The organism is Pseudomonas sp. M1, assembly GCF_022760135.1.
Classification (GTDB): Bacteria; Pseudomonadota; Gammaproteobacteria; order Pseudomonadales; family Pseudomonadaceae; genus Pseudomonas; species Pseudomonas citronellolis.
Genome location: NZ_CP094343.1, coordinates 1,808,024 through 1,831,655, shown reverse-complemented (window position 1 = coordinate 1,831,655; position 23,632 = coordinate 1,808,024). Strand labels below are relative to the sequence as shown.

Below are 23,632 nucleotides of genomic sequence, written 5' to 3'. Positions count from 1 at the left end.
GCGCCCGTTCCGGTTTCCCCGACACAGGCAGCTACGATGTCCCGTCCCGTCATCCTGGTCATTCTCGACGGCCTCAACTACGGCGTCGCCCATGACTGCATGGGCCACCTGCAGGCGCTCTGCAACGCCGGCCGCGGCCGCCTCTACCGCCTGCAGTGCGAGCTGCCGTCGCTGTCGCGGCCGCTCTACGAATGCCTGCTCACCGGCGTCGCGCCGATCGACAGCGGCATCCTGCACAACCAGGTGTCGCGCCTGTCGAAGGAGCGCAGCCTGTTCCACTACGCCCGCGACGCCGGCCTGAGCACCGCGGCGGCGGCCTACCACTGGGTCAGCGAGCTGTACAACCGCTCGCCCTTCGATGCGGCCCGCGACCGCCACACCGAGGACACGGCGCTACCGATCCAGTTCGGCCACTTCTACTGGACCGACCACTACCCCGACTCGCATCTGCTGGCCGACGCCGAGCACCTGCGCCGCCGCCACAAGCCCGACGTGCTGCTGGCGCACCCGATGAACATCGACGACGCCGGCCACCGCCACGGCCTGAACAGCGCCCAGTACCGCAACGCCGCGCGCCAGGCCGACGTGCTGCTCTCGGAATACCTGCACCAGTGGCTGGCCGCCGGCTACCAGGTGATGGTCACCGCCGACCACGGCATGAACGACGACCATACCCACGGCGGCATCCTCCCCGAGGAGCGCGAGGTGCCGCTGTTCGTCTTCGGCGAGGCCTTCAGCCTCGACGACCAGGTGCGCCCGCGCCAGGTCGAGCTGTGCGGCAGCCTCTGCGAAATCCTCGGCGCGCCCCACGACAAGCCGGTCTGCCAAGGGCTGCTGCGGCCATGAGCGCGAACCGCGGAAAGCGCCTGGCCCTGCTCTGCCTGCTGCCCTTCGCGCTATTCTTCTTCGCCTTCCAGATCGCCCCGCTGCTGTGGGTGGCGGTCAACAGCCTGCGCAGCGAGGACGCCTGGGGCCTGGGCAACTTCGCCGAGATATTCGCCTCGCCCTTCTACCGGCAAGCGATCCGCTACAGCCTGGAGATTTCCCTGTGGTCGAGCCTGATCGGCCTGGCCATCGCCGTGCTCGGCAGCTATTCGCTGCGCCAGGTGGACAGCCGCCTGCGCGACTTCGTCATGGCCTTCGCCAACATGACCAGCAACTTCGCCGGGGTGCCGCTGGCCTTCGCCTTCATCATCATCCTCGGCTTCAACGGCGCCATCACCCTGCTGCTCAAGCAGGCCGGGCTGATCGAGGACTTCAACCTCTATTCCAAGACCGGCCTGATCATCCTCTACACCTACTTCCAGATTCCCCTGGGGGTGATGCTGCTCTACCCGGCCTTCGACGCCCTGCGCGAGGACTGGCGCGAGTCGGCGGCGCTGCTGGGGGCCAACCACTGGCAGTTCTGGCGGCACATCGGCATCCCGGTGCTGACGCCGGCGCTGCTGGGCACCTTCGTCATCCTCCTGGCCAACGCCCTGGGCGCCTACGCCACCGTCTACTCGCTGACCACCGGCAACTTCAACGTGGTGCCGATCCGCATCGCCGGCCTGGTCTCCGGCGACGTATTCCTCGACCCGAACATGGCCAGCGCCCTGGCGATGATCCTGGTCGGGCTGATGACCGTCATCACCCTGGCCCACCAGTGGCTGCTGCGGCGGAGCTACCATGTCCAGAAACGCTAGCCCGCTGTACCACCGGCTGGTGGTCTGGGCCCTGTTCCTGATCCTGCTGCTGCCGCTGGCCGCCACCCTGCTCTACTCCCTGGCCACCCAGTGGTCGGCCAGCGTGCTGCCCGACGGACTGACGCTGAAGTGGTACCTGGCGCTGTGGACCGACCCGCGCTTCCTCACCGCCTTCGGCCAGTCGCTGCTGGTGTGCTGCGGCGCGCTGCTGCTGAGCGTGCTGCTGATCCTGCCGCTGATGTTCGTGGTGCACTACCACTACCCGCGCCTGGACGCGCTGATGAACGTGCTCATCCTGCTGCCCTTCGCGGTGCCGCCGGTGGTCTCCTCGGTGGGTCTGCTGCAGCTGTATGCTTCCGGGCCCCTGGCGCTGACCGGCACGCCCTGGATCCTCATCGGCTGCTACTTCACCATCGCCCTGCCGTTCATGTACCGGGCCATCGGCAACAACCTGCAGGCGATCAACCTGCACGACCTGATGGACGCCGCCCAGCTGCTGGGCGCCAGCACCTGGCAGGCGGCCCTGCTGGTGGTGCTGCCGAACCTGCGCAAGGGCCTGATGGTGGCGCTGTTCCTGTCCTTCAGCTTCCTCATCGGCGAGTTCGTCTTCGCCAACCTGCTGGTCGGCACCCGCTACGAGACGCTGCAGGTCTTCCTCAACAACATGCGCAACAGCAGCGGCCACTACACCAGCGCGGTGGTGGTCTCCTACTTCCTCTTCATCCTGCTGCTGACCTGGGCCGCCAACCGCCTGAACAAGGACCGCACATGAGCTTCCTCAGCGTCGAACGCCTGGACAAGAGCTTCGGGGACACCCAGGTCTTCCAGGACATCGACTTCGCCGCCCGGCGCGGCGAGTTCGTCACCCTGCTCGGCCCCAGCGGCTGCGGCAAGTCCACCCTGCTGCGCTGCATCGCCGGGCTCACCGCGGTGGACAGCGGGCGCATCCTGGTCGACGGCCAGGACCTGGTGCCGCTGCCGCCGCAGAAGCGCGGCATCGCCATGGTGTTCCAGAGCTACGCGCTGTTCCCCAACATGACCGTGCAGCAGAACGTCGCCTTCGGCCTGCGCATGCACAAGGTGCCGGCCGCGGAGGCCGCCAGCCGGGTGGCCGAGGTGCTGGAGATGGTCGAGCTGGGCCAGTACGCCGCGCGCTACCCGCACCAGCTCTCCGGCGGCCAGTGCCAGCGCGTGGCCCTGGCCCGCTCGCTGGTCACCCGCCCGCGCCTGCTGCTGCTCGACGAGCCGCTGTCGGCGCTGGACGCGCGCATCCGCAAGCACCTGCGCGAGCAGATCCGGCGCATCCAGCAGGAGCTACAGCTGACCACGGTGTTCGTCACCCACGACCAGGAGGAGGCGCTGACGCTGTCCGACCGCATCGTGCTGATGAACGCCGGGCGCATCGTCCAGAGCGGCGACGCGGAAACCCTCTACACCGCGCCGGCCGACGCCTTCGCCGCCGGCTTCATCGGCAACTACAACCTGCTCGACGCCGAGCAGGCCGGCCGCCTGCTCGGCCGGCCCTTCACCGGGCAGGTGGCGATCCGCCCGGAATCCCTGCGCCTAAGCGTGGATGCGGGCGACGGCATCGCCGCCCAGGTGCTGTCCCACAGCCTGCTGGGCAACGTCATCCGTTACCGGGTGCGGGCCAACGGCGTCGAACTCACGGTGGACGTGCTCAACCGCAGCGCGGAACGCCTTTATCCGGCCGGCAGCCAACTGGCACTGGCGATCGATCATGAAAGCATCCGGGAGGTGGCCTGATGGCCCTGGTGATCTTCGACCTTGACGAAACCCTCATCGACGGCGACTGTGCCAGCCTGTGGAGCCGGCGCATGGCCGAGCTGGGCTGGGTCGACGGCGAATCCTTCATCCGCCGCGATACCGAGCTGATGGCGCGCTACGCCCTGGGCGAACTGTCCATGGAGGCCTACATGGCCTTCAGCCTGGAGCCCATGGCCGGGCGCAGCGTCGAGGAAGTGGAGCGGGAGGTGGAGGCCTACGTCGAGGACGTCATCGAACCGCTGATCTACAACGACGCCTGCCGCACCCTGGCCCGCCACCGCGCCGCCGGCGACAGCCCGCTGGTGATCTCCGCCTCCGGCGTACACCTGGTGCAGCCGATAGCCGAGCGCATCGGCATCCAGGACGTCCTGGCCATCGACCTGGAAGTGCTGGACGGCCACTACACCGGCCGCACCCAGGGCGTGCTGACCTACCGCGACGGCAAGATCGTCCGCCTGCTCGACTGGCTGGGCGGCGACGAAGACCCGCTGGCCGCCGCGCACTTCTATTCCGACTCGCGCAACGACCTGCCGCTGCTGCGCCGCATCGGCAACCCGCACACGGTCAACCCCGACCCGGTACTGCGCGCCGAAGCGGAAAAACACGGCTGGGAAATCCTCGCCTGGCGCTGAGTCCACCAGGAAACGCCATTCCCCTGTAGGAGCGCGCCCTGCGCGCGAAATCGCGGGCAGGGCCCGCTACCCACCGGCAAACACGACGCCGCGTAGGATGGTGTTGAGCGAAGCGATACCCATCGCCGATGGCCGCATGGGTTTCGCCAAGGCTCAACCCATCCTACGAAGAGCGCCTCGGCGCAGCCGGCAAGACAGTTGCGCCTACAGATTCAGGGCAAACACCGTGCGGAACAGCCCGTCAGGCCAGGCTCTCGTCGACCAGCAGCACCACCTTGCCCTGCACCTGGTTGCTGGCCAGGACCTCGAAGGCCTGCTCGGCGTCCTTGGCGGCGAACTGGCGTTCCAGCCGCGGCTGCAGTTGGCCGCTGGCGAACAGCGGCCAGACGCGGGTGCCCAGCTCGGCGATCAGTTGCGCCTTGAAGTCGGCGTCGCGGCTGCGCAGCGTCGAGCCGGTCAGCTGGATGCGCTTGCCCAGCAGCAGCGCCAGGTCCAGCTCGGCCTTGCGCCCACCCATCAGGCCGATGACCACCCAGCGGCCGTCCTGGCGCAGCACCTGCAGGTTGAGCTCCGCGTAGTTGGCGCCCACCGGATCGAGGATCACGTCGAAGGGTGCGAAATCGCGCAGCGATTCCAGCCCCTCGCCGCGCAGAACGCCGCCCTCGACGCCCAAGGCCTCGCAGTAGGCCAGGCGGTCGGCGGAACCGACGCTGACCCAGCAGGGGCTGCCGAAGGCCTTGCACAGCTGGATGGCGGCCGAGCCCACGCCGCTGGCGCCGGCGTGCAGCAGGACCTTCTCGCCCGGCTGCAGGCCAGCCAGCTGGAACAGGTTGAGCCAGGCCGTGGCGTACACCTCCGGCAATCCCGCCGCCTCGGCCAGCGACAGGCCGGTGGGCACCGGCAGCACGTGGCGGGCGTCGACCACCACTTCCTCGGCCATGCCGCCGCCGGCCAGCAGCGCACAGACGCGGTCGCCCACCTGCCAGGTGGCGCCGGCGCCCACTTCGCTGATCACCCCGGCGCATTCCAGGCCGAGCACGTCGCTGGCCCCCGGCGGCGGCGGGTAGAGCCCGGCGCGCTGCAGCAGGTCGGCGCGGTTCAGACCCGCCGCGGCCACGCGGATGCGCACCTGCCCAGCCCCGCAGGTCGGCGCGGCGCGCTCGGCCCACTCCACCCGCCCTTCGATACCTTGCAATGCGTTCACGCTACCTCCATAGTGCTTGCACGGCCCGCACCACGTCGGTCGGGCCTTTCTCTTCGCTCGTCGCGCCAGAGCCCAATCTCGACAAGCTTGGAACCCGGCGACGCCAGATACGGCCTAATATGCGTCATAACTCCGCACCCAGTCGATTAAGCATGAAGCGATTTCTGCCCCGCACCGCCCTGCTGTTGGTCCTCGGCGCCAGCGCCCTGTCCTCGTTCGCCGCGCCCTCCGCCGGCCAGAACTCCTGGGACGGCCTGCAGCCGGACCGTGACCAGGTGATCGCCAGCCTCAACATCGTCGAGCTGCTCAAGCGCCATCACTACAGCAAGCCGCCGCTCAACGACGACCGTTCGGCGAAGATCTACGACGCCTACATCAAGGCCCTGGACCCGTCGCGGATGTACTTCACCGCCGGCGACATCGCCCAGTTCGCGCCCTGGCGCACCCAGTTCGACGACTTCCTCAAGAGCGGCGAGCTGGACCCCGGCTTCACCATCTACAAGCGTCACCTGGACCGCCTCAAGGAGCGCCTGGACTTCGCCCTGGCGATGCTCGGCAAGGGCGTCGACAAGATCGACTTCAAGGTCGACGAGAGCCTGACCATCGACCGCGAGAACGCGCCCTGGGCCAAGAACGGCGCCGAGCTCGACGACCTCTGGCGCAAGAAGGTCAAGGACGAGGTGCTGCGCCTGAAGATCGCCGGCAAGGACGACAAGGCCATCCAGGAACAGCTGACCAAGCGCTACAAGAACCAGCTGATGCGCCTGGAGCAGACGCGCAGCGAAGACATCTTCCAGGCCTATATCAACGCCTTCGCGCAGACCTACGACCCGCACACCCAGTACCTGTCGCCGGACAGCGCGGAAAACTTCGACATCAACATGAGCCTCTCCCTGGAGGGCATCGGCGCGGTGCTGCAGAGCGACAACGACTACGTCAAGGTCGTGCGCCTGGTGCCGGCGGGCCCGGCGGAGAAGAGCAAGCAGATCGCCACCTCGGACAAGATCATCGGCGTCGCCCAGGGCAAGGGCGAGATGGTCGACGTGGTCGGCTGGCGCCTGGACGAGGTGGTCAAGCTGATCCGCGGGCCGAAGGGCTCGCAGGTGCGCCTGGAAGTGATCCCGGCGAGCAACGCGCCGAACGACCAGACCAGCAAGATCGTCACCATCACCCGCGAGGCGGTGAAGCTCGAAGACCAGGCGGCGAAGAAGTCGGAAATCACCCTCGACCACGACGGCCGCAGCTACAAGCTCGGCGTGATCGACGTGCCGGCCTTCTACCTGGACTTCAAGGCCTACCGCGCCGGCGACCCGAACTACAAGAGCACCACGCGCGACGTGAAGAAGCTCATCGGCGAGCTGCAGAAGGACAAGGTCGACGGCATCGTCATCGACCTGCGCAACAACGGCGGCGGCTCCCTGCAGGAAGCCACCGAGCTGACCGGCCTGTTCATCGACCAGGGCCCGACCGTGCTGGTGCGCAACAGCGACGGCCGCGTCGACGTGCTCAACGATGACGAGGGCAAGGCCTTCTACACCGGGCCGATGACCGTGCTGGTCAACCGCCTGTCCGCCTCGGCCTCGGAAATCTTCGCCGGCGCCATGCAGGACTACCACCGCGCGCTCATCGTCGGCGGCCAGACCTTCGGCAAGGGCACCGTGCAGACCATCCAGCCGCTCAACCACGGCGAGCTGAAGCTGACCCTGGCCAAGTTCTACCGCGTCTCCGGGCAGAGCACCCAGCACCAGGGCGTGATCCCGGACATCGCCTACCCGTCCATCGTCGACGACAAGGAAATCGGCGAGAGCGCCCTGCCCGACTCCATGCCCTGGGACACCATCCGCCCGGTGCTGTCGGCGCAGAGCGACCCCTTCAAGCCGTTCCTCGACCAGTTGAAGACCCAGCACGACGCGCGCACCGCGAACAATGCCGACTTCGTCTACGCCCGCCAGCGCCTGGCCCTGGCCCAGGAGCTGATGAAGGAGAAGACCGTCAGCCTGAACGAGGCCAAGCGCCGCGCCCAGCAGAGCAGCATCGAGGGCCGCCAGTTGGCCATGGAGAACGCACTGCGCAAATCCAAGGGCCAGGAGCCGCTGAAGGAGCTCAAGCAGGAAGACGACAACGCCCTGCCGGACGACGACAAGACCAAGCCGCAGGACGACGCCTACCTCACCGAGTCCGGGCACATCCTGCTGGACTACCTGACGCTCAGCTCGGCGCTGGCCAAGCACTGAAAGAGCGGAGTCGTCACGAAACAGTCATGACTCAGTAGTGAAATGCGCAAGGGCCGGGAGACCGGCCCTTCGTCTTTTCACCCACAGAGAACCGTCATGACCGTCACCGAGCAGTTGAGCGCGCTGGCCCAGATCATCGCTCACGGCGACCTGCATTGTCTGTTCCAACCCATAGTGTCGCTCTCCGAGCGGCGCCTGGTGGGCTACGAGGCCCTCACCCGCGGCCCCTCCAACAGCCCGCTGCACTCCCCCCTCACCCTGTTCAGCACCGCGCGCCACGCCGGCCGCCTGAGCGAGCTGGACGTGCTCTGCCGGCGCCGCGCCTGCCAGCGCTTCCACGAGCTGGGGCTGGGCGGCAAGCTGTTCCTCAACGTCGCCCCCGAGTCGCTGCTGGACCCCAACCACCAGCCCGGCCGCACCCTGCAGTTGCTGCAGACCCTCGGCATAGCGCCGGGCGACGTGGTCATCGAGCTGACCGAGCAGGCGCCCATCGAGGACTTCGGCCTGCTCGACACCGCGCTGCACCACTACCGCGCCATGGGCTTCTGCATCGCCCTGGACGACCTCGGCGCCGGCTACTCCAGCCTGCGCCTGTGGTCTGAGCTGCGCCCGGACTACGTGAAGATCGACCGCCACTTCATCGACGGCATCCACCAGGACGGCGTCAAGCGCGAGTTCGTCGGCTCCATCCTGAAGATGGCCCACGCCTCCCGCGCCCAGGTGATAGCCGAAGGCATCGAACTGCCGGAGGAACTGGCGGTGCTCTCGGAGATGGGCGTCGACCTGGTCCAGGGCTACCTGATCGGCCGCCCGCAGGAACAGCCGGTACGCGAGGTCCGCGGGCTGCTGCCGGACCTCGAACGGGCGGACGCCCTGCACGGCGAGGAACAGGCCGACCTGCGCCCGCTGTTGCTGGAACAGCCGGCGGTGGGCCGCGACACGCCGATCGCCGAAGTGCTGGAAGCGTTCCGCGCCCAGGCCAACCTGAACGCCCTGGCGGTGCTCGACGAGCACCAGCAGCCGGTGGGCATCGTCCACCGCCATGCGCTCTCCGATGCCCTGCTCAAGCCCTTCGGCACCGAGTTGTACGCGCGCAAGCCAATCAGCCGGCTGATGAGCGAGGACTTCCTCGCGGTGGAGCGCAGCCAGTCGCTGCAACAGGTCAGCCGCCTGCTCACCAGCCGCGCGCGGCAGCGCATCGAGGAAGACTTCATCATCACCCAGGGCGGCCGCTACCTCGGCCTGGGCCGGGTGATCGACGTGCTCAAGCTGATCACCGAACTGAAGATCCGCCAGGCGCGCTACGCCAACCCGCTGACCCTGCTGCCGGGCAACGTGCCCATCCAGCAGTGCCTGGGCCGTCTACTGCAACAGGAGCGCGAGGCGGCGGTGTGCTACGTCGATATCGACAGCTTCAAGCCCTTCAACGACCTCTACGGCTACGCCCGCGGCGACGAGGTGCTGCTGTGCCTGGCGCAATGCCTGAGCGACCGGGTGGACCCCGGCTGCGACTTCGTCGGCCACATCGGCGGCGACGACTTCATGCTGGTGTTCACCTCCGAGGACTGGCGCAACCGCCTCAACCAGCTGCTGGAGGACTTCCAGGGCCAGTGCCGGCGCTTCTACAACCAGGAGCACCTGCAGGCCGGCTGCTTCGTCGCCTACAACCGCCGCGGCCAGCGCCAGGAATTCCCGCTGCTGTCACTGTCGGTGGGCGTGGTGCACCTCAAGCCCGGTGCCGGCGAACGCCTGGACGCGGCGCAGCTGGCGAGCATCGCCTCCGAGGCCAAGCGCCACGCCAAGGAAGTCCCGGGCTACAGCCGGCACGTCATCACCCTGGAGTAGCAGCCGCTCAGAGGCCCAGGCGCGCCGCCAGGGCCTGGTAGCGCGCGGCCTGCTCGGCATCGGCGGCGAGGCCTTCGGCCCCGTCGCGATAGAGCTCGGCCAGGCGCCGCGCAGCCAGCGGATGGCCAGCCTCGGCGGCCTGGGCCCAATGACGCGCCGCAGCGGCGCCGTCCGGCTGCCGCTGCGCGCTGCCCTGCAGAGCCTGCACGCCCAACTGATAGGCAGCCTTGGCATCCCCACCGGCAGCCGCCAGGGCGAGCAGGCGCAGGCCCTCCTCGCGGGCGCCGAAGCCCTGGCCGCGGAACAGCAGCAGGTGGCCGTAGAAGCTCTGCGCAGCCACGTCGCCAAGATTGGCCATGCGCGAGAACTGCCCCTGCATCCACTGCCAGGCGCGCGGCTGGCGGACCAGCCAGGGCCAGCCCATCAGGCGTCGCGCCACGGCGTAGGACAGGCGGGCGCGCAGGCGCCAGACGAACTCGCGGCTCACGGCTCTTCCGGGTAATCGAATTCGAACACCCGCACCACCTCGGCGGCATGCCAGCCCGCCGCCGCCGGGCCGTCAGAAGCGCCGGAGAAGCGCCCCAGGCGCTCCACGCACTCGAAGAACCCGGTGCGCGGCAGACGGCTGGCGCCCTGGCTGATCACCAGCGAACTGCGCAGCGGCCGGCCGGCGCGGGCATCGAGCTGCGCCAGGTGTTCCAGGGCCGCGGTCAGGGTGGTCATCGCCGGGGTCGGCAGTTGCAGGCGCTCGATCAGTGCCCGGTAGGTCAACAGGTGGCGCTGGCGGCGCGCGTCTTCCAGCTCGTCCAGCAAGCCCTGCCAGTGCTTGCGGCTGATATGCACGCTCAAGATGCCGACTCCGACTTCGCTCCCAGTGCGCGACGCAGGCCGTGCTCGATGGCTTCGCTGACCTCGCGCTCGCCGCTTTCGATCATCCCCAGGTAGGACGGACTGATCCCCACCTCGCGGGCCACGCTCTCCAGGGACAGGCCGCGCGCCTCGCGCAGTTCGCGCCAGGAGGCGGTCGGCGCCGCCACCGTGACGGCAGGCGCCGGGGGCTGGGCGGCGCGGGCGCCGGCAGCGGCCAGCAGCGCCTGGTAGTCGGCCCAGGGAAGCACGGCGTACTCCGCTTCGCCGTCTCGTGTGATCACTTGCACATTCATCGACAACACTCCTTGCATGCCGGCATTTCAACGGGCAATGACGGCAACCACTGGCGCCTGCCCGGCATTCCGACCCTTCACAGTATCGCCCATGAAACGCCGCTCGGCCTCATCGGGCGCATCATCGCGCACGGCATCGCAACGCCGCGCACGGTTCGCGTGGACGGCAACTCAGCCGCGCGCCGGCCGCTCCGGCCCCGGCAGCAGCGCCAGGGACTGGCGCGTCTCACGGCTCTGCGCGTCGCGCCAGAGCTTGAAGGCATCCAGCTCGGCCTGCCAGTGGCGCACCACCCAGGCCAGCACCGCCAGGTCGTCCAGCAGGCCCACGCCGGGCAGCCAGTCGGGAATCATGTCCAGCGGCGAGAGGAAATACAGCAGCGCCGCCACCACGGCCAGCAGCGCCCTGGGGTTGAGCTGGCGATACTGCCCGCGCACGGTGGCCAGGGCGAGCTCCTGCAGCAGGCGCAGGTCGGCCTTGACCAGCTTCAGGCGCGCGCTCTTGCGCGCCACGGCGAACAGCAGCGCCGGTACCCGGCCCCGGGCGAGAAAGCGTTCGGCCAGGGCCAGATAACGGTCGAAACCGGCGGGTTTCTTCATCGGGCACCTCGTCCCGGCGGTGTCACCGGGGGACGTTTGGGTTATCCACCTTTCCTGTGGATAACTCTGTTGAAAGTATCCGGTCTCCACGCCGGAAAGCCCGTCGCCAGCGGCCTACAGACAGATCGGCGATTTTTTGTTCAGCTCGGGAAACCTTATAAAAATCATACAGTTGCGGCTATTCGATATCACCCTTCGCTGTCAAGCACCGGCCGTAACCACGGCTGCGACATATATGTGCATAAGGGTAACATCCCGCACCAGACTACGCCCTTTCCGACCGACTGGTCAGCCGCGGAGCAGCGCCATCTTCCTGCAGAAACAGGAACGCCCCGCACGGGCGGGGCGTCCTCTTGGTACGAATGTACTCAGTTCTGCGCCGGGGCTTGCGGCTGCTCGCCGCCGGCCTGGTTGGCATCCTTGATGCCCAGCAGTTCCAGGTCGAACACCAGCACCGAGTTGGCCGGGATGGTCGGGCTCGGGCTCTGCGAGCCGTAGGCCAGTTCGCTGGGGATGAACAGCTTGATCTTCTCGCCCACGTGCATCAGTTGCAGGGCTTCGACCCAGCCCGGGATCACGCCGTTGACCGGCAGGTCGATGGGGCTGCCGCGCTGGATGGAGCTGTCGAACACGGTGCCGTCGGTCAGCTTGCCCTCGTAGTGCACGGTGACCACGTCGGTGGCCTTGGGCTGCGGGCCGTCGGCCTTCTTCACCACTTCGTACTGCAGGCCGGACTTGGTGGTGACCACGCCTTCGCGCTTGCCGTTGTCCTCGAGGAACTTCTTGCCGGCCTTGAGGGTTTCCTCGCTCAGCTTGGCCATGCGCTCCTCGGAGCGCTTCTGCAGGTCGGTGAACGCCTGGGTCAGCTCTTCATCGGTGACGCGCTGCGGCTTCTTGCCGATGGCATCTTCGATGCCCTGGGCGACGGCCTTGGAGTCCAGATCGTTCATGCCTTCCTGGGCCAGGCTCTTGCCCATGTTCAGGCCGATGCCGTAGGAGGCCTTCTGCGCCGACGTCTTGAGCTCCACATTGGCAGCCTGCTGATCGCAGCCCGCGAGAACCAGGCCGACCAGTGCGATCGCTGCCGCCAACCGATGTTGTTTCATGCTGATTCCTTGTCTGATTGCCATGCTGGCATTTCGATGAAACCGCGAGCTTATCAGGGCGCCGCGGCCAATGGCTATGGGCAATAGGAACCGCTGCCGGGGGATAAGTTCCCACGGCAAACTTATAGAAAAATTAACGGGATAGGCGTTGCGAACGGCGTCGCACGCGGGCCTTTTCCGGAGCCGGAAAAGACAAAGCCCCCAGGCATTTCTGCCTGAGGGCTTGGAATATGGCGCAGCGGACGGGACTCGAACCCGCGACCCCCGGCGTGACAGGCCGGTATTCTAACCGACTGAACTACCGCTGCGTCGGACCTCGAGTTTGGTGGGTGATGACGGGATCGAACCGCCGACCCTCTGCTTGTAAGGCAGATGCTCTCCCAGCTGAGCTAATCACCCTTCACTCTCGAAGTGGGGCGCATTCTACGGAGGCATTCGCACCCTGGCAAGCCCCCGCGTGAAAAATTTTTTCTGCCGTTCCAAAGGCTTAGGAAAACGCCGGCGAAACGCCATGGGCTTGGCCTGGACCGCCGCTGTGGGAATAATGCAGTCCTTTGTGTCCGGGAGTTTGACCCTCATGTGGTTCCGTAACCTGCTCGTCTACCGCCTCACCCAGGATCTGCAGATCGATGCCGATGCCCTCGAGAAAGCCCTGGCCAGCAAGCCGGCGCGCCCCTGCGCCAGCCAGGAACTGACCACCTACGGCTTCACCGCGCCCTTCGGCAAGGGCCCCGACGCGCCCCTGGCCCACGTCAGCCAGGGCTTCTACCTGATCAGCGCGCGCAAGGAGGAACGCATCCTCCCCGGCAGCGTGGTGCGCGATGCGCTGAAGGACAAGGTGGACGAGATCGAGACCGCGCAGATGCGCAAGGTCTACAAGAAGGAACGCGACCAGCTCAAGGACGAGATCGTCCAGAGCCTGCTGCCGCGCGCCTTCATCCGCCGCTCCTCGACCTTCGCGGCGATCGCCCCGGAGCTGGGCCTGATCCTGGTCGATACCGCCAGCGCGAAGAAGGCCGAGGACCTGCTCTCCACCCTGCGCGAGGCCCTCGGCTCGCTGCCGGTGCGCCCGCTCAGCGTCAAGGTCGCGCCCAGCGCCACCCTCACCGACTGGGTGAAGACCCAGGAAGCCGCCGGCGACTTCTTCGTGCTCGACGAGTGCGAACTGCGCGACACCCACGAGGACGGCGGCGTGGTGCGCTGCAAGCGCCAGGACCTGACCAGCGACGAGATCCAGCTGCACCTGTCCTCCGGCAAGCTGGTCACCCAGCTGGCGCTGGCCTGGTCGGACAAGCTCAGCTTCGTGCTCGACGACAAGCTGGCGATCAAGCGCCTGCGCTTCGAGGAACTGCTGCAGGAGCAGGCCGAGAAGGACGGCGGCGACGACGCCCTCGGCCAGCTCGACGCCAGCTTCATCCTGATGATGCTGACCTTCGGCCAGTTCCTGCCGGCGCTGTTCGAAGCGCTGGGTGGCGAGGAAATCCCACAAGGCATTTAAGCCCATCCCGGCCGGCGCCCTATATGGCGCCGGCCCGACAATAACGACAAGGATCACCGTCCATGCGCGCCATCGCCTTGCTGAGCCGCTTCGTCGGCAACACCTTCGCCCTCTGGGTACTGCTGTTCGCCGTGCTGGCCTTCCTCGCGCCGCAGTGGTTCCGCCCGCTGGCGCCGGCGATAGTGCCGATGCTCGGCATCGTCATGTTCGGCATGGGCCTGACGCTGAAGCTGGAAGACTTCGCCGAAGTGGCGCGGCACCCCTGGCGCGTGTGCCTGGGCGTGGTCGCCCACTTCGTCATCATGCCCGGCGTGGCCTGGCTGCTGTGCCAGTTGCTGCACCTGCCGCCGGAGATCGCCGTGGGCGTGATCCTGGTCGGCTGCTGCCCCAGCGGCACCGCCTCCAACGTCATGACCTGGCTCGCCCGCGGCGACCTGGCGCTGTCGGTGGCCATCGCCGCGGTGACCACCCTGCTCGCCCCGCTGCTGACGCCGGCGCTGATCTGGCTGCTGGCCTCGGCCTGGCTGCCGGTGTCCTTCGCCGAGCTGTTCTGGTCGATCCTGCAGGTGGTGCTGCTGCCCATCGCCCTCGGCGTGGTCGCCCAGCGCCTGTTCGGCGCACGGGTGGGCAAGGTGGTGGAAGTGCTGCCGCTGGTCTCGGTGGTGTGCATCGTGGTGATAGTCGCGGCGGTGGTGGCGGCCAGCCAGGCGAAGATCGCCGAGTCCGGCCTGCTGATCATGGCCGTGGTGATCCTGCACAACGGCTTCGGCTTCCTCCTCGGCTACCTCGCCGGACGCGTCTTCGGCCTGCCCCTGGCGCAGCGCAAGTCGCTAGCCCTGGAAGTCGGCATGCAGAACTCCGGGCTCGGCGCGGCCCTGGCCAGCGCGCACTTCTCGCCGCTGGCGGCGGTGCCCAGCGCGTTGTTCAGCGTCTGGCACAACATCTCCGGGGCCACCCTGTCGAGCTGGTTCCGCCGCCTGACGGACAAGCCCGAACAATCCTCCTGAAACCTGCTGGCCCGGGCGGCGCCTGCACAGGTTGCCGTCCGGGCCAGATTGTGCAAAATACTGCACATCGTGAGGACGACCTCACCACCACCTGGTGCACCGACGGGGACGGCCCTGCCCATCAGTCATCCCGGAGGTCTCCCATGTCCTGGTTCATCCTTTTCCTCGCCGGCCTGTTCGAAGTGGCCTGGGCCGTCGGTCTGAAATACACCGAAGGTTTCACCCGCCTGTGGCCCAGCGTGCTGACCGCGCTGGCCATGGCCGCCAGCATCGGCCTGCTGGGCCTTGCCATGAAACACCTGCCGCTGGGCACCGCCTACGCCATCTGGACCGGCATCGGCGCGCTGGGCACGGTGACCCTCGGCATCCTGCTGTTCGGCGAATCCGTCGCCCCGCTGCGCCTGCTCAGCATCGCGCTGATCCTCTGCGGCCTGGTCGGGCTGAAGTTAAGCCATTGAAATCGGCACGTCCGTCCTGTCGCTTTCCCGGAAAAGTCCCGGTATGCTGCGGCAACTGTGCTTGCCAGGATCGTCACGGCTGATGACCTGAAGGCGGCGACGCTCTTCGTTCGGCCCGGCCCACACCTTGCAACTCAGAACAGGCGGCGGTAACGCCGTGCAGCAAACCACAACGTTCAAGGTGTAACTCCATGTCGAATCGTCAGACCGGCACCGTCAAATGGTTCAACGATGCCAAGGGCTTTGGCTTCATCACCCAGGAAAACGGTGGCGACCTGTTCGTTCACTTCCGTTCCATCCAGGGCAATGGCTTCAAGTCGCTGCAGGAAGGCCAGAAGGTCTCCTTCATCGTTGTAGAAGGCCAGAAAGGCCTGCAGGCGGACGAAGTTCAGGTCATCTGAACCTCGCGCCCCTGTGAAAAAGCCCCGGCTCTGCCGGGGCTTTTTCGTTTCAGCGGGCGTTGCCGCGCAGGCCAGCCACCTGCGCCTGCAGGTATTGGCGCCCAGCCTCCTGCGGCGGCAGCGGCTGCCCCGCCACCAGGCGCACGCGCGACCAGAAGCGGCGGAAGAAGCCCTTGTCCGGGTCGCGGCTGAAGAAGCTGCCCCACAGGCCCTGCAGCGCCATGGGGATCACCGGCACCGGGGTTTCTTCGATGATCCGCTCCACCCCGCCGCGGAACTCGTTCATCTCGCCGTCGGCGGTCAGCTTGCCCTCGGGGAAGATGCACACCACCTCGCCGTCCTTCAGGTACTGCGCCACGCGGCGGAAGGCCTCCTCGTAGATGCGCTCGTCCTCGTGGCGCGCGGCGATGGGCACGGCGCCGGCGGTGCGGAAGATGAAGTTGAGCACCGGCAGGCGGAAGATCTTGTAGTACATCACGAAGCGCACCGGGCGGCGGATGGAGCCGGCGATGAGCAGCGCATCGACGAAGGACACGTGGTTGCACACCAGCACCACCGGGCCCTCGTCGGGGATGGCCTCTAGGTTCTGGTGGTCGACGCGGTACATGGAGTGGCTGAGCAGCCAGACCAGGAAGCGCATGGTGAACTCGGGCACGATCTTGAAGATGTACACGTTCACCGCGACGTTCATCAGCGACAGCACCAGGAACAGCTGCGGGATGCTCAGCTTGGCCACCGACAGCAGCAGGATCGAGACGACGGCGGCGACCACCATGAACAGCGCGTTGAGGATGTTGTTCGCGGCGATCACCCGGGCCCGCTTGTCCTCCTCGGTGCGCGCCTGGATCAGGGCGTACAGCGGCACTATGTAGAAGCCGCCGAAGACGCCGATGCCGAGGATGTCGCCGAGCACCGCCCAGCTCTGCGGGTGCTCCAGCACTTCCAGCCAGGTGAACGGCGCGGCGCCGACGGGGAAGCCGCCGCTGTGCCACCACAGCAGGATGCCGAACAGGCTCAGGCCAATGGAGCCGAAGGGCACCAGGCCGATCTCCACCTTCTTGCCCGAGAGCTTCTCGCAGAGCATCGAGCCCAGGGCGATGCCCACCGAGAACACGGTGAGGATCAGCGTCACCACGCTCTCGTCGCCGTGCAGCAGCTCCTTGGCGTAGGTGGGGATCTGCGTCAGGTAGACCGCGCCGAGGAACCAGAACCAGGAGTTGCCCACCAGCGAGCGCGACACCGCCGGGCGCTGGCCGAGGCCCAGGCGCAGGATGGCCCAGGACTGCTTGAAGATGTTCCAGTCCAGCTGCAGCTGCGGCAGCGCGGCGGCGGCGCGGGGAATGCCGCGGCTGGCCAGGTAGCCGCAGGCGGCCACCAGCACCACGGCGATGCCCACCGCCGGAGCGTAGGCCTGGCGCGACATGAGCACGCCGGCGCCGATGGTGCCGGCGAGGATGGCCAGGAAGGTACCCATCTCCACCAGGGCGTTGCCGCCGACCAGTTCGTCGTCGCGCAGGTGCTGCGGCAGGATCGAGTACTTCACCGGGCCGAACAGCGCCGAGTGGGTGCCCATGGCGAACAGCGCGAGGAACAGCAGCGGCAGGCTGCCGAGCAGGAAGCCCGCGGCGCCGACCAGCATGATGACGATCTCTGCGGCCTTCAGGGCGCGCATCAGCGCGTCCTTGTTGAACTTCTCGCCGAACTGCCCGCCCAGGGCGGAGAACAGGAAGAACGGCAGGATGAACAGCAGGGCGCAGAGGTTGACCAGCAGGTTGCGGTCACCGCCGACGCTCAGGTGGTAGAGGATCGCCAGGATCAGCGACTGCTTGAAGATGTTGTCGTTGAAGGCGCCGAGCAGCTGGGTGATGAAGAACGGCAAAAAGCGCCGGGAGCCCAGCAGGGCGAATTGCGAGTGTTGGCTCATCGTCCGTGTGTACCTGGTCAGGCGACCCCGAAAGCGGGCCGGGAGAACGCCGCGGCGTCCGTCGCAAATTTGACTGCAACTGCGATGCCTCTGGCCACATCCACGGGCAAAAATTCCGAATTGCCTCTCGCGTGGCCGGACAGGCCGGGGCGAAATCGCGGATGAGATCCTACGCTGCCCCACCCACGCCATTTCCATGTAGGAGCGCGCCCTGCGCGCGAAATCGCGGGCAGGGCCCGCTCCTACAGGTTGCACGGTATTCCTCCCCCGTAGGACCTTGTCCGCGATAGCCGGAACCACCGGCGCGATTCGCGGATGAGATCCGCTCCTACGCCGCCCCACCCGCACCATTCCATGTAGGAGCGCGCCCTGCGCGCGAAATCGCGGGCAGGGCCCGCCTACAGGTTGCACGGTATTCCTCTCCCCGTAGGAGCGGACCTTGTCCGCGATAGCCGGACGCCCCGGCGCGATTCGCGGATGGGATCCGCTCCTACGCCGCCCCACCCACGCCATTCCATGTAGGAGTGCGCCCTGCGCGCGAAATCGCGGGCAGGGCCCGTTCCTACAGGTTGCACGGTATTCCTCCCCCGTAGGAGCGGACCTTGTCCGCGATAGCCGGAACCACCGGCGCGATTCGCGGATAAGATCCGCTCCTACGCCGCCCCACCCGCACCATTCCATGTAGGAGCGCGCCCTGCGCGCGAATCGCGGGCAGGGCCCGCTCCTACAGGTTGCCGGGGGCACGGTATTCCTCCCCCGTAGGAGCGGACCTTGTCCGCGATAGCCGGAACCACCGGCGCGATTCGCGGATAAGATCCGCTTACGCCGCCCCACCCGCACCATTTCATGTAGGAGCGCGCCCTGCGCGCGAAATCGCGGGCAGGGCCCGCTCCTACAGGTTGCCAGGTGGCAGGCCGGAGCGTCCGCAGGCCTGGCGGTATTCGCCCGGCGCCACGCCGTAGGCCTGCTTGAACTGGCGGCTCAGGTGACTCTGGTCGGCGTAGCCCAACTGCGCCGCCACCGAGGCCGGCGCGCAGCCGCCCTTGAGCAGGGCGCGGGCCTGTTCCAGGCGGCGTTGCTTGATCCAGGCGTGGGGCGGCAGGCCGGTGGCCTTGCGGAACACCCGGGCGAAGTGGAAGGGCGACAGGTTCACCGCCGCCGCCAGTTCTTCCAGCGACGGCGGCTCGACCAGCCGGGCCGCCAGCAGCTCGCGGGCGCGGGCCACCGCCTGGGGTTCCTGGCCGGCCGGCCGCGCCTCGGGCACCCGCGCGTGGCGCTGGAACAGCAACAGCAATGCCTCGCGCCAGCAGGTCTGGCGCTCCAGGCTGCTGGCATTGGATTCCAGCAGGCGGTGCACGTGCAGGAAGGCCCGGCTCAACTCGGTATCGTGCAACACGCTGGCGTCGAAGGTGGGCAGGCCGCGGCCGCCCAGCTCCAGCTCGTCGAGCACGCTGCCGACCTGGCCGATCTCCGGATAGAACCCCCGGTACAACCAGCCCGCCTCATGGGCCTTGGAGCCGGTGTGGACCTCGTCGGGATTGATCAGCACCAGGCTGCCGCTGGGCGCCAGGTGCTCGGCGCCGCGGTGGCGGAAGCGCTGGGCGCCCTGCTCGATCAGCACCAGGGCGAAGCCTTCGTGGACGTGGGGGGCGAAGCGCTGCTCGATGAAGCGCGCGTGCAGCAGCTCCAGGCCGCCCAGTTCCTGGGCCCGCCAGAAGCGCGTGCGCTCGCCCTGGGCGCTGTCGAGGGGCATGCCGGGGCCTCAGCCGATGAAGCCGGCTTCCAGGGCGGCCTTCACCTGCGGCCACTCCAGGTCGGTGATGCTGTAGAGAACGCTGTCGTCCAGGCGCCCGCCGGCCAGGCGCCGGTGGTTGCGCAGCACGCCCTCGCGCACCGCGCCGAGCTTCTCGATGGCGCGCTGCGAGCGCAGGTTGCTGGCGGCGGTCTTCAGCTGCACGCGGACCATCTTCCAGTTGTCGAAGGCCTGACGCAGCATCAGGTACTTGATGCTGGCGTTCAGCCCGGTGCCGTGCTGCGCCGCATCCAGCCAGGTGCCACCGATCTCGCAGGCCGGCAGCGCCGGAAGGAAATCCATGAAACGGGTGGTGCCCACCAGCTGGTTGCCCAGGCGCACCACCAGCGGCAGGGCGCGGCCCTCGCGCTGCTCGGCGAGGCTGTTGCGGTACCAGTCCGGACGCTGCGGCGCGCTCATGAACTTCAGCGCCTCGCGGTTGGCCTCGGCCAGCGCCACCAGGTCCGGCACGTCGGCCTCGACCATGGGCTCCAGGCGCAGCGCACCGCGCTGCAGGGTGATGGGTGACGGTCTGAACATGGCCCCTCCTCGTACCTCGACTTTCCGCCGGCTCCTATCGGAACCCGGCGCCCGGCAATAGTGCCACAGCCGCGCCAGGGCGCGACGGGCGGGGGCCGGGCGAAAAGGCCGGCAAAGCTACCAGCGCTTTCCCACTGCGGCAAGCGGCCTCTGAGACCTTGGTCGCAGGGGTTCTGACAGCATCGGACTTTGGTGCGAAACTGCATCCCAGCAGCTCCTGCGGGGGAGCGAGTCGATTTGTCGGAGTTCGCATGTCGTTGTCCAGTGGGCTGATCGCCACGGTCGCCCTTCTCTACATGGCCATCCTGTTCGCCATCGCCTTCTATGGCGACCGCCGCCGCGCGCCCCTGTCGCCGCGCCTGCGCGCCTGGGTCTACAGCCTGTCGCTGGCGGTGTACTGCACCAGTTGGACCTTCTTCGGCGCCGTCGGCCAGGCCGCCGGCCAGCTCTGGTCGTTCCTGCCGATCTACCTCGGCCCGGTATTGCTGATGCTCTTCGCGCCCTGGGTGCTGCAGAAGATGATCATGATCAGCAAGCAGGAGAACATCACCTCCATCGCCGACTTCATCGCCGCGCGCTACGGCAAGTCCCAGGCCCTGGCGGTGGTGGTGGCGCTGATCTGCGTGGTCTGCGTGCTGCCCTACATCGCCCTGCAGCTCAAGGGCATCGTCCTGGGCGTGAACCTGTTGATCGGCGCCGGCGCCGACTCCGGAGGCAGCCGCGCCCAGGACACGGCGCTGATCGTCTCGCTGGTGCTGGCGCTGTTCACCATCGTCTTCGGCACCCGCAGCCTGGACGTCACCGAGCACCACCGCGGCATGGTGCTGGCCATCGCCTTCGAGTCGCTGGTCAAGCTGACCGCCTTCCTCGCCGTGGGCATCTTCGTCACCTTCGGCCTCTACGACGGCTTCGGCGACCTGTTCGACAGGGCCCGCGACGCCCCGCAGCTGGCCGAATACTGGCAGGAGACCGTGCACTGGCCGGCCATGCTGCTGCAAACCGGCGTGGCCATGACCGCCATCATGTGCCTGCCGCGGCAGTTCCACGTGCTGGTGGTGGAGAACATCGAGCCGCGCGACCTCAACCTGGCGCGCTGGGTGTTCCCCGCCTACCTGGTGCTGGCCGCGCTCTTCGTGGTGCCCATCGCCCTGGCCGGGCAGATGCAGCTGCCGGCCGGGGTCATCCCCGACTCCTTCGTGATCAGCCTGCCGCTGGCCGAGGCGCACCCGGCGCTGGCGCTGCTGGCCTTCATCGGCGGCGCCTCGGCGGCCACCGGCATGGTCATCGTGGCCAGCGTGGCGCTGTCCACCATGGTCTCCAACGACATGCTGCTGCCCTGGCTGCTGCGCCGCAAAGGCACCGACGCCGAGCAGCCGTTCGAGGTGTTCCGCCACTGGCTGCTGACCGTGCGCCGGGTGAGCATCGCGCTGATCCTCCTGCTGGCCTACGTCAGCTACCGCCTGTTGGGCTCCACCGCGAGCCTGGCGACCATCGGCCAGATCGCCTTCGCCGCCATCGCCCAGCTGGGCCCGGCGATGATCGGCGCGCTGTACTGGAAGCAGGCCAACCGCCGCGGCGTGTTCGCCGGCCTGGCCGCCGGCGCCGCGCTCTGGGCCTACACCCTGGTGCTGCCGGTGATCGCCCGCAGCCTGGGCTGGCCGCTGGAGCACTTCCCCGGGCTGACCTGGCTGGCCGCCCACCCCTTCGGCATCAACATCGAGCCGCTGACCCTCGGCGTGCTGCTCTCGCTGATCGGCAACTTCGCCCTGTTCGGCCTGGTCTCGGTGTTCTCCCGCACCCGCGTCTCCGAGCACTGGCAGGCCAGCCGCTTCATCGGCCAGGAAATCTCCCAGCGGCTCAGCTCGCGCTCGATGCTGGCGGTGCAACTGGAAGACCTGCTGATGCTCGCCGCGCGCTTCGTCGGCGAGGAGCGCGCGCGGCAGAGCTTCATCCGCTTCGCCTACCGCCAGGGCAAGGGCTTCGTGCCCAGCCAGAACGCCAACGACGAGTGGATCGCCCACACCGAGCGCCTGCTCGCCGGCGTGCTCGGCGCCTCCTCGGCGCGCGCGGTGGTGAAGGCCGCCATCGAGGGCCGCGAGATGCAGGTGGAGGACGTGGTGAAGATCGCCGACGAAGCCTCCGAGGTGCTGCAGTTCAACCGCGCGCTGCTGCAGGGCGCCATCGAGAACATCACCCAGGGCATCAGCGTGGTCGACCAGTCGCTGCGCCTGGTGGCCTGGAACCACCGCTACATCGAGCTGTTCGACTACCCCGAGGGGCTGATCCACGTCGGCCGGCCGATCGCCGACATCATCCGCTACAACGCCGAGCGCGGCCTGTGCGGGCCCGGCGACCCCGACCTGCACGTGGCCAAGCGCCTGTACTGGATGCGCCAGGGCACCCCGCACACCTCCGAGCGGCTGTTCCCCAACGGCCGCGTCATCGAGCTGATCGGCAACCCCATGCCCGGCGGCGGCTTCGTCATGAGCTTCACCGACATCACCGCGTTCCGCGACGCCGAGCACGGCCTCAAGGAAGCCAACGAGAGCCTGGAGCAGCGCGTCGAGGAACGCACCCAGGAACTCTCCCAGCTGAACCAGGCGCTGACCGAGGCCAAGGGCACCGCCGAGGCCGCCAACCAGTCGAAGACGCGCTTCCTCGCCGCGGTCAGCCACGACCTGATGCAGCCGCTGAACGCCGCGCGGCTGTTCTCCGCGGCGCTGGCCCAGAGCGAGCTGCCCGGCGAGTCCAGCGACCTGGTGCGCCACCTGGACTCCTCGCTGCGTTCGGCCGAGGACCTGATCACCGACCTGCTGGACATCTCGCGCCTGGAAAGCGGCCGCGTCAGCGCCGAGCGCGCGGCCTTCCCGCTCAGCGCCCTGCTCGACCCGCTGGGCGCCGAATTCCGCGCCCTGGCCCAGGAACAGGGCATCGACTTCCACCTGCGCGGCAGCAAGCTGCGGGTGGACAGCGACATCAAGCTACTGCGCCGGGTGCTGCAGAACTTCCTGACCAACGCCTTCCGCTACGCCAAGGGCCGCGTGCTGCTGGGCGTGCGCCGCGAGGACGGGCACCTGCGCCTGGAGGTGTGGGACCGCGGCCCGGGCATCCCCGAGGACAAGCTCAGCGTGATCTTCGAGGAGTTCAAGCGCCTGGACAGCCACCAGACCCGCGCCGAGAAGGGCCTGGGCCTGGGTCTTGCGATCGCCGACCGGCTGTGCAAGGTGCTCGGCCACCGCCTGCAGGTGCGCTCCTGGCCGGGCAAGGGCAGCGTGTTCAGCGTCAGCGTGCCGCTGGCGCGGCAGCCGGCGCCGGCCGAGCTCAACGGCCACAAGGCCGAGGTGCCCACCGAGCTGAACGGCGCCCAGGTGCTGTGCGTGGACAACGAGGACAGCATCCTGGTCGGCATGAACAGCCTGCTCAGCCGCTGGGGCTGCCGCGTGCTCACCGCGCGCAGCAAGGCCGAGTGCGAGCGACTGCTGGACAGCGACGCGCGCCCGGAACTGGCGCTGATCGACTACCACCTGGACAACGGCGAGACCGGCGCCGAGCTGATGGCCTGGCTGCGCACCCGCCTGGGCGAGCCGGTGCCCGGCGTGGTGATCAGCGCCGACGCCCGCCCCGAGCTGGTGGCGCAGATCCACGCCGCCGGCCTGGAATTCCTCGCCAAGCCGGTGAAGCCGGCGGCGCTGCGGGCGCTGCTGAGCCGGCACCTGAGCCTGCGCTGAGCGGACGTCGTAGGGCGCATAACGCCTACGGCG

At 68.1% G+C, this 23,632-nt stretch carries 21 protein-coding genes and 2 tRNA genes; 12 read left to right on the top strand and 11 right to left on the bottom strand.

Going from position 1 to position 23,632, the window contains the following annotated elements:
• The first annotated feature begins 36 nt into the window (after positions 1–36).
• From PM1_RS08380 to PM1_RS08360, 5 genes are read left to right on the top strand one after another with little or no spacing between them, the layout of a single operon-like run.
• Positions 37–846, top strand: coding sequence for an alkaline phosphatase family protein (locus PM1_RS08380; protein WP_009620526.1), 810 nt, complete (start codon positions 37–39; stop codon positions 844–846).
• Complete coding sequence (locus PM1_RS08375; protein ID WP_009620528.1) at positions 843–1,685, top strand: ABC transporter permease; 843 nt, start codon at positions 843–845, stop codon at positions 1,683–1,685. Before PM1_RS08380 ends, PM1_RS08375 begins: the two co-directional genes overlap by 4 nt.
• Positions 1,669–2,457 (top strand): ABC transporter permease, encoded by a 789-nt coding sequence (locus PM1_RS08370; RefSeq protein WP_009620530.1) that lies wholly within the window; start codon positions 1,669–1,671, stop codon positions 2,455–2,457. The genes PM1_RS08375 and PM1_RS08370 overlap by 17 nt, the downstream gene beginning before the upstream one ends.
• On the top strand, positions 2,454–3,449 hold the full coding sequence (locus PM1_RS08365) for an ABC transporter ATP-binding protein (protein ID WP_009620532.1): 996 nt from the start codon (positions 2,454–2,456) through the stop codon (positions 3,447–3,449). The genes PM1_RS08370 and PM1_RS08365 overlap by 4 nt, the downstream gene beginning before the upstream one ends.
• Positions 3,449–4,102 carry an HAD family hydrolase gene (locus PM1_RS08360; protein ID WP_009620534.1) on the top strand — a complete coding sequence of 218 codons (654 nt, stop codon included), beginning with the start codon at positions 3,449–3,451 and terminating at the stop codon, positions 4,100–4,102. The genes PM1_RS08365 and PM1_RS08360 overlap by 1 nt, the downstream gene beginning before the upstream one ends.
• A 241-nt stretch (positions 4,103–4,343) precedes the next feature.
• Here PM1_RS08360 and PM1_RS08355 read toward each other — a convergent pair whose 3' ends face one another.
• The gene (locus PM1_RS08355) at positions 4,344–5,306 is read right to left on the bottom strand and encodes an NAD(P)H-quinone oxidoreductase (RefSeq protein ID WP_009620536.1); all 963 of its coding nucleotides are present in this window, start codon (positions 5,304–5,306) and stop codon (positions 4,344–4,346) included.
• Positions 5,307–5,458: 152 nt separating this feature from the next.
• Between PM1_RS08355 and PM1_RS08350 the strand changes: the two genes are divergently transcribed.
• Positions 5,459–7,540: a carboxy terminal-processing peptidase gene (locus PM1_RS08350; RefSeq protein WP_009620538.1), complete on the top strand. Its 2,082-nt coding sequence runs from the start codon at positions 5,459–5,461 to the stop codon at positions 7,538–7,540.
• 96 nt (positions 7,541–7,636) lie between these two features.
• Positions 7,637–9,385, top strand: a complete 1,749-nt coding sequence (locus PM1_RS08345) for a GGDEF domain-containing protein (RefSeq protein WP_009620540.1) — start codon at positions 7,637–7,639, stop codon at positions 9,383–9,385.
• Between the two features lie 7 nt (positions 9,386–9,392).
• On the opposite strand, the gene PM1_RS08340 is transcribed toward PM1_RS08345, so the two are convergent.
• From PM1_RS08340 to PM1_RS08310, 7 genes are all read right to left on the bottom strand, one after another.
• Complete coding sequence (locus PM1_RS08340; protein ID WP_009620542.1) at positions 9,393–9,872, bottom strand: hypothetical protein; 480 nt, start codon at positions 9,870–9,872, stop codon at positions 9,393–9,395.
• The gene (locus PM1_RS08335) at positions 9,869–10,234 is read right to left on the bottom strand and encodes a hypothetical protein (RefSeq protein ID WP_009620544.1); all 366 of its coding nucleotides are present in this window, start codon (positions 10,232–10,234) and stop codon (positions 9,869–9,871) included. Before PM1_RS08335 ends, PM1_RS08340 begins: the two co-directional genes overlap by 4 nt.
• Positions 10,231–10,548: a helix-turn-helix domain-containing protein gene (locus PM1_RS08330; protein WP_009620546.1), complete on the bottom strand. Its 318-nt coding sequence runs from the start codon at positions 10,546–10,548 to the stop codon at positions 10,231–10,233. Before PM1_RS08330 ends, PM1_RS08335 begins: the two co-directional genes overlap by 4 nt.
• 171 nt (positions 10,549–10,719) lie before the next feature.
• Positions 10,720–11,145: a YkvA family protein gene (locus tag PM1_RS08325; protein WP_009620548.1), complete on the bottom strand. Its 426-nt coding sequence runs from the start codon at positions 11,143–11,145 to the stop codon at positions 10,720–10,722.
• Positions 11,146–11,513: 368 nt separating this feature from the next.
• Positions 11,514–12,251, bottom strand: a complete 738-nt coding sequence (locus PM1_RS08320) for an FKBP-type peptidyl-prolyl cis-trans isomerase (protein WP_009620550.1) — start codon at positions 12,249–12,251, stop codon at positions 11,514–11,516.
• Positions 12,252–12,482: 231 nt separating this feature from the next.
• Positions 12,483–12,559: transfer RNA gene (locus PM1_RS08315), tRNA-Asp, on the bottom strand.
• A 15-nt stretch (positions 12,560–12,574) separates the two neighbouring features.
• A tRNA-Val gene (locus PM1_RS08310) sits at positions 12,575–12,650 on the bottom strand.
• A 178-nt stretch (positions 12,651–12,828) separates the two neighbouring features.
• Here PM1_RS08310 and rdgC point away from each other — a divergent pair.
• From rdgC to PM1_RS08290, 4 genes are all read left to right on the top strand, one after another.
• Positions 12,829–13,749 carry a recombination-associated protein RdgC gene (rdgC, locus tag PM1_RS08305; protein WP_009620552.1) on the top strand — a complete coding sequence of 307 codons (921 nt, stop codon included), beginning with the start codon at positions 12,829–12,831 and terminating at the stop codon, positions 13,747–13,749.
• Positions 13,750–13,811: 62 nt separating this feature from the next.
• Positions 13,812–14,756 carry a bile acid:sodium symporter family protein gene (locus PM1_RS08300; protein ID WP_009620554.1) on the top strand — a complete coding sequence of 315 codons (945 nt, stop codon included), beginning with the start codon at positions 13,812–13,814 and terminating at the stop codon, positions 14,754–14,756.
• 143 nt (positions 14,757–14,899) lie between these two features.
• Positions 14,900–15,214: a quaternary ammonium compound efflux SMR transporter SugE gene (gene sugE / locus PM1_RS08295; protein WP_009620556.1), complete on the top strand. Its 315-nt coding sequence runs from the start codon at positions 14,900–14,902 to the stop codon at positions 15,212–15,214.
• Between the two features lie 191 nt (positions 15,215–15,405).
• Entirely contained in the window at positions 15,406–15,615 is a 210-nt protein-coding gene (locus PM1_RS08290; RefSeq protein WP_009620558.1) for a cold-shock protein, read from the top strand.
• Positions 15,616–15,664: 49 nt separating this feature from the next.
• On the opposite strand, the gene PM1_RS08285 is transcribed toward PM1_RS08290, so the two are convergent.
• The 3 genes from PM1_RS08285 to PM1_RS08275 form a co-directional block, all read right to left on the bottom strand.
• Entirely contained in the window at positions 15,665–17,539 is a 1,875-nt protein-coding gene (locus PM1_RS08285; RefSeq protein WP_009620560.1) for an MFS transporter, read from the bottom strand.
• Positions 17,540–18,431: 892 nt separating this feature from the next.
• Positions 18,432–19,292, bottom strand: coding sequence for an AraC family transcriptional regulator (locus PM1_RS08280; protein ID WP_009620562.1), 861 nt, complete (start codon positions 19,290–19,292; stop codon positions 18,432–18,434).
• 9 nt (positions 19,293–19,301) lie between these two features.
• The gene (locus PM1_RS08275; RefSeq protein WP_009620564.1) at positions 19,302–19,871 is read right to left on the bottom strand and encodes a GNAT family N-acetyltransferase; all 570 of its coding nucleotides are present in this window, start codon (positions 19,869–19,871) and stop codon (positions 19,302–19,304) included.
• A gap of 251 nt (positions 19,872–20,122) precedes the next feature.
• Here PM1_RS08275 and PM1_RS08270 point away from each other — a divergent pair, with 251 nt between their 5' ends.
• Positions 20,123–23,599 (top strand): PAS domain-containing hybrid sensor histidine kinase/response regulator, encoded by a 3,477-nt coding sequence (locus tag PM1_RS08270; protein WP_009620566.1) that lies wholly within the window; start codon positions 20,123–20,125, stop codon positions 23,597–23,599.
• Positions 23,600–23,632: the final 33 nt, after the last annotated feature.

Bases quoted from the DNA above. Each gene is read 5' to 3' on its own strand.
- PM1_RS08345 (WP_009620540.1), top strand. From the start codon at position 7,637: ATGACCGTCACCGAGCAGTTGAGCGCGCTGGCCCAGATCATCGCTCAC.
- PM1_RS08320 (WP_009620550.1), bottom strand. From the start codon at position 12,251: ATGAAACAACATCGGTTGGCGGCAGCGATCGCACTGGTCGGCCTGGTT.
- PM1_RS08350 (WP_009620538.1), top strand. From the start codon at position 5,459: ATGAAGCGATTTCTGCCCCGCACCGCCCTGCTGTTGGTCCTCGGCGCC.
- PM1_RS08290 (WP_009620558.1), top strand. From the start codon at position 15,406: ATGTCGAATCGTCAGACCGGCACCGTCAAATGGTTCAACGATGCCAAG.
- PM1_RS08300 (WP_009620554.1), top strand. From the start codon at position 13,812: ATGCGCGCCATCGCCTTGCTGAGCCGCTTCGTCGGCAACACCTTCGCC.
- PM1_RS08270 (WP_009620566.1), top strand. From the start codon at position 20,123: ATGTCGTTGTCCAGTGGGCTGATCGCCACGGTCGCCCTTCTCTACATG.
- PM1_RS08275 (WP_009620564.1), bottom strand. From the start codon at position 19,871: ATGTTCAGACCGTCACCCATCACCCTGCAGCGCGGTGCGCTGCGCCTG.
- rdgC (WP_009620552.1), top strand. From the start codon at position 12,829: ATGTGGTTCCGTAACCTGCTCGTCTACCGCCTCACCCAGGATCTGCAG.
- PM1_RS08285 (WP_009620560.1), bottom strand. From the start codon at position 17,539: ATGAGCCAACACTCGCAATTCGCCCTGCTGGGCTCCCGGCGCTTTTTG.
- PM1_RS08325 (WP_009620548.1), bottom strand. From the start codon at position 11,145: ATGAAGAAACCCGCCGGTTTCGACCGTTATCTGGCCCTGGCCGAACGC.
- PM1_RS08365 (WP_009620532.1), top strand. From the start codon at position 2,454: ATGAGCTTCCTCAGCGTCGAACGCCTGGACAAGAGCTTCGGGGACACC.
- PM1_RS08360 (WP_009620534.1), top strand. From the start codon at position 3,449: ATGGCCCTGGTGATCTTCGACCTTGACGAAACCCTCATCGACGGCGAC.
- sugE (WP_009620556.1), top strand. From the start codon at position 14,900: ATGTCCTGGTTCATCCTTTTCCTCGCCGGCCTGTTCGAAGTGGCCTGG.
- PM1_RS08375 (WP_009620528.1), top strand. From the start codon at position 843: ATGAGCGCGAACCGCGGAAAGCGCCTGGCCCTGCTCTGCCTGCTGCCC.
- PM1_RS08280 (WP_009620562.1), bottom strand. From the start codon at position 19,292: ATGCCCCTCGACAGCGCCCAGGGCGAGCGCACGCGCTTCTGGCGGGCC.
- PM1_RS08330 (WP_009620546.1), bottom strand. From the start codon at position 10,548: ATGAATGTGCAAGTGATCACACGAGACGGCGAAGCGGAGTACGCCGTG.
- PM1_RS08370 (WP_009620530.1), top strand. From the start codon at position 1,669: ATGTCCAGAAACGCTAGCCCGCTGTACCACCGGCTGGTGGTCTGGGCC.
- PM1_RS08380 (WP_009620526.1), top strand. From the start codon at position 37: ATGTCCCGTCCCGTCATCCTGGTCATTCTCGACGGCCTCAACTACGGC.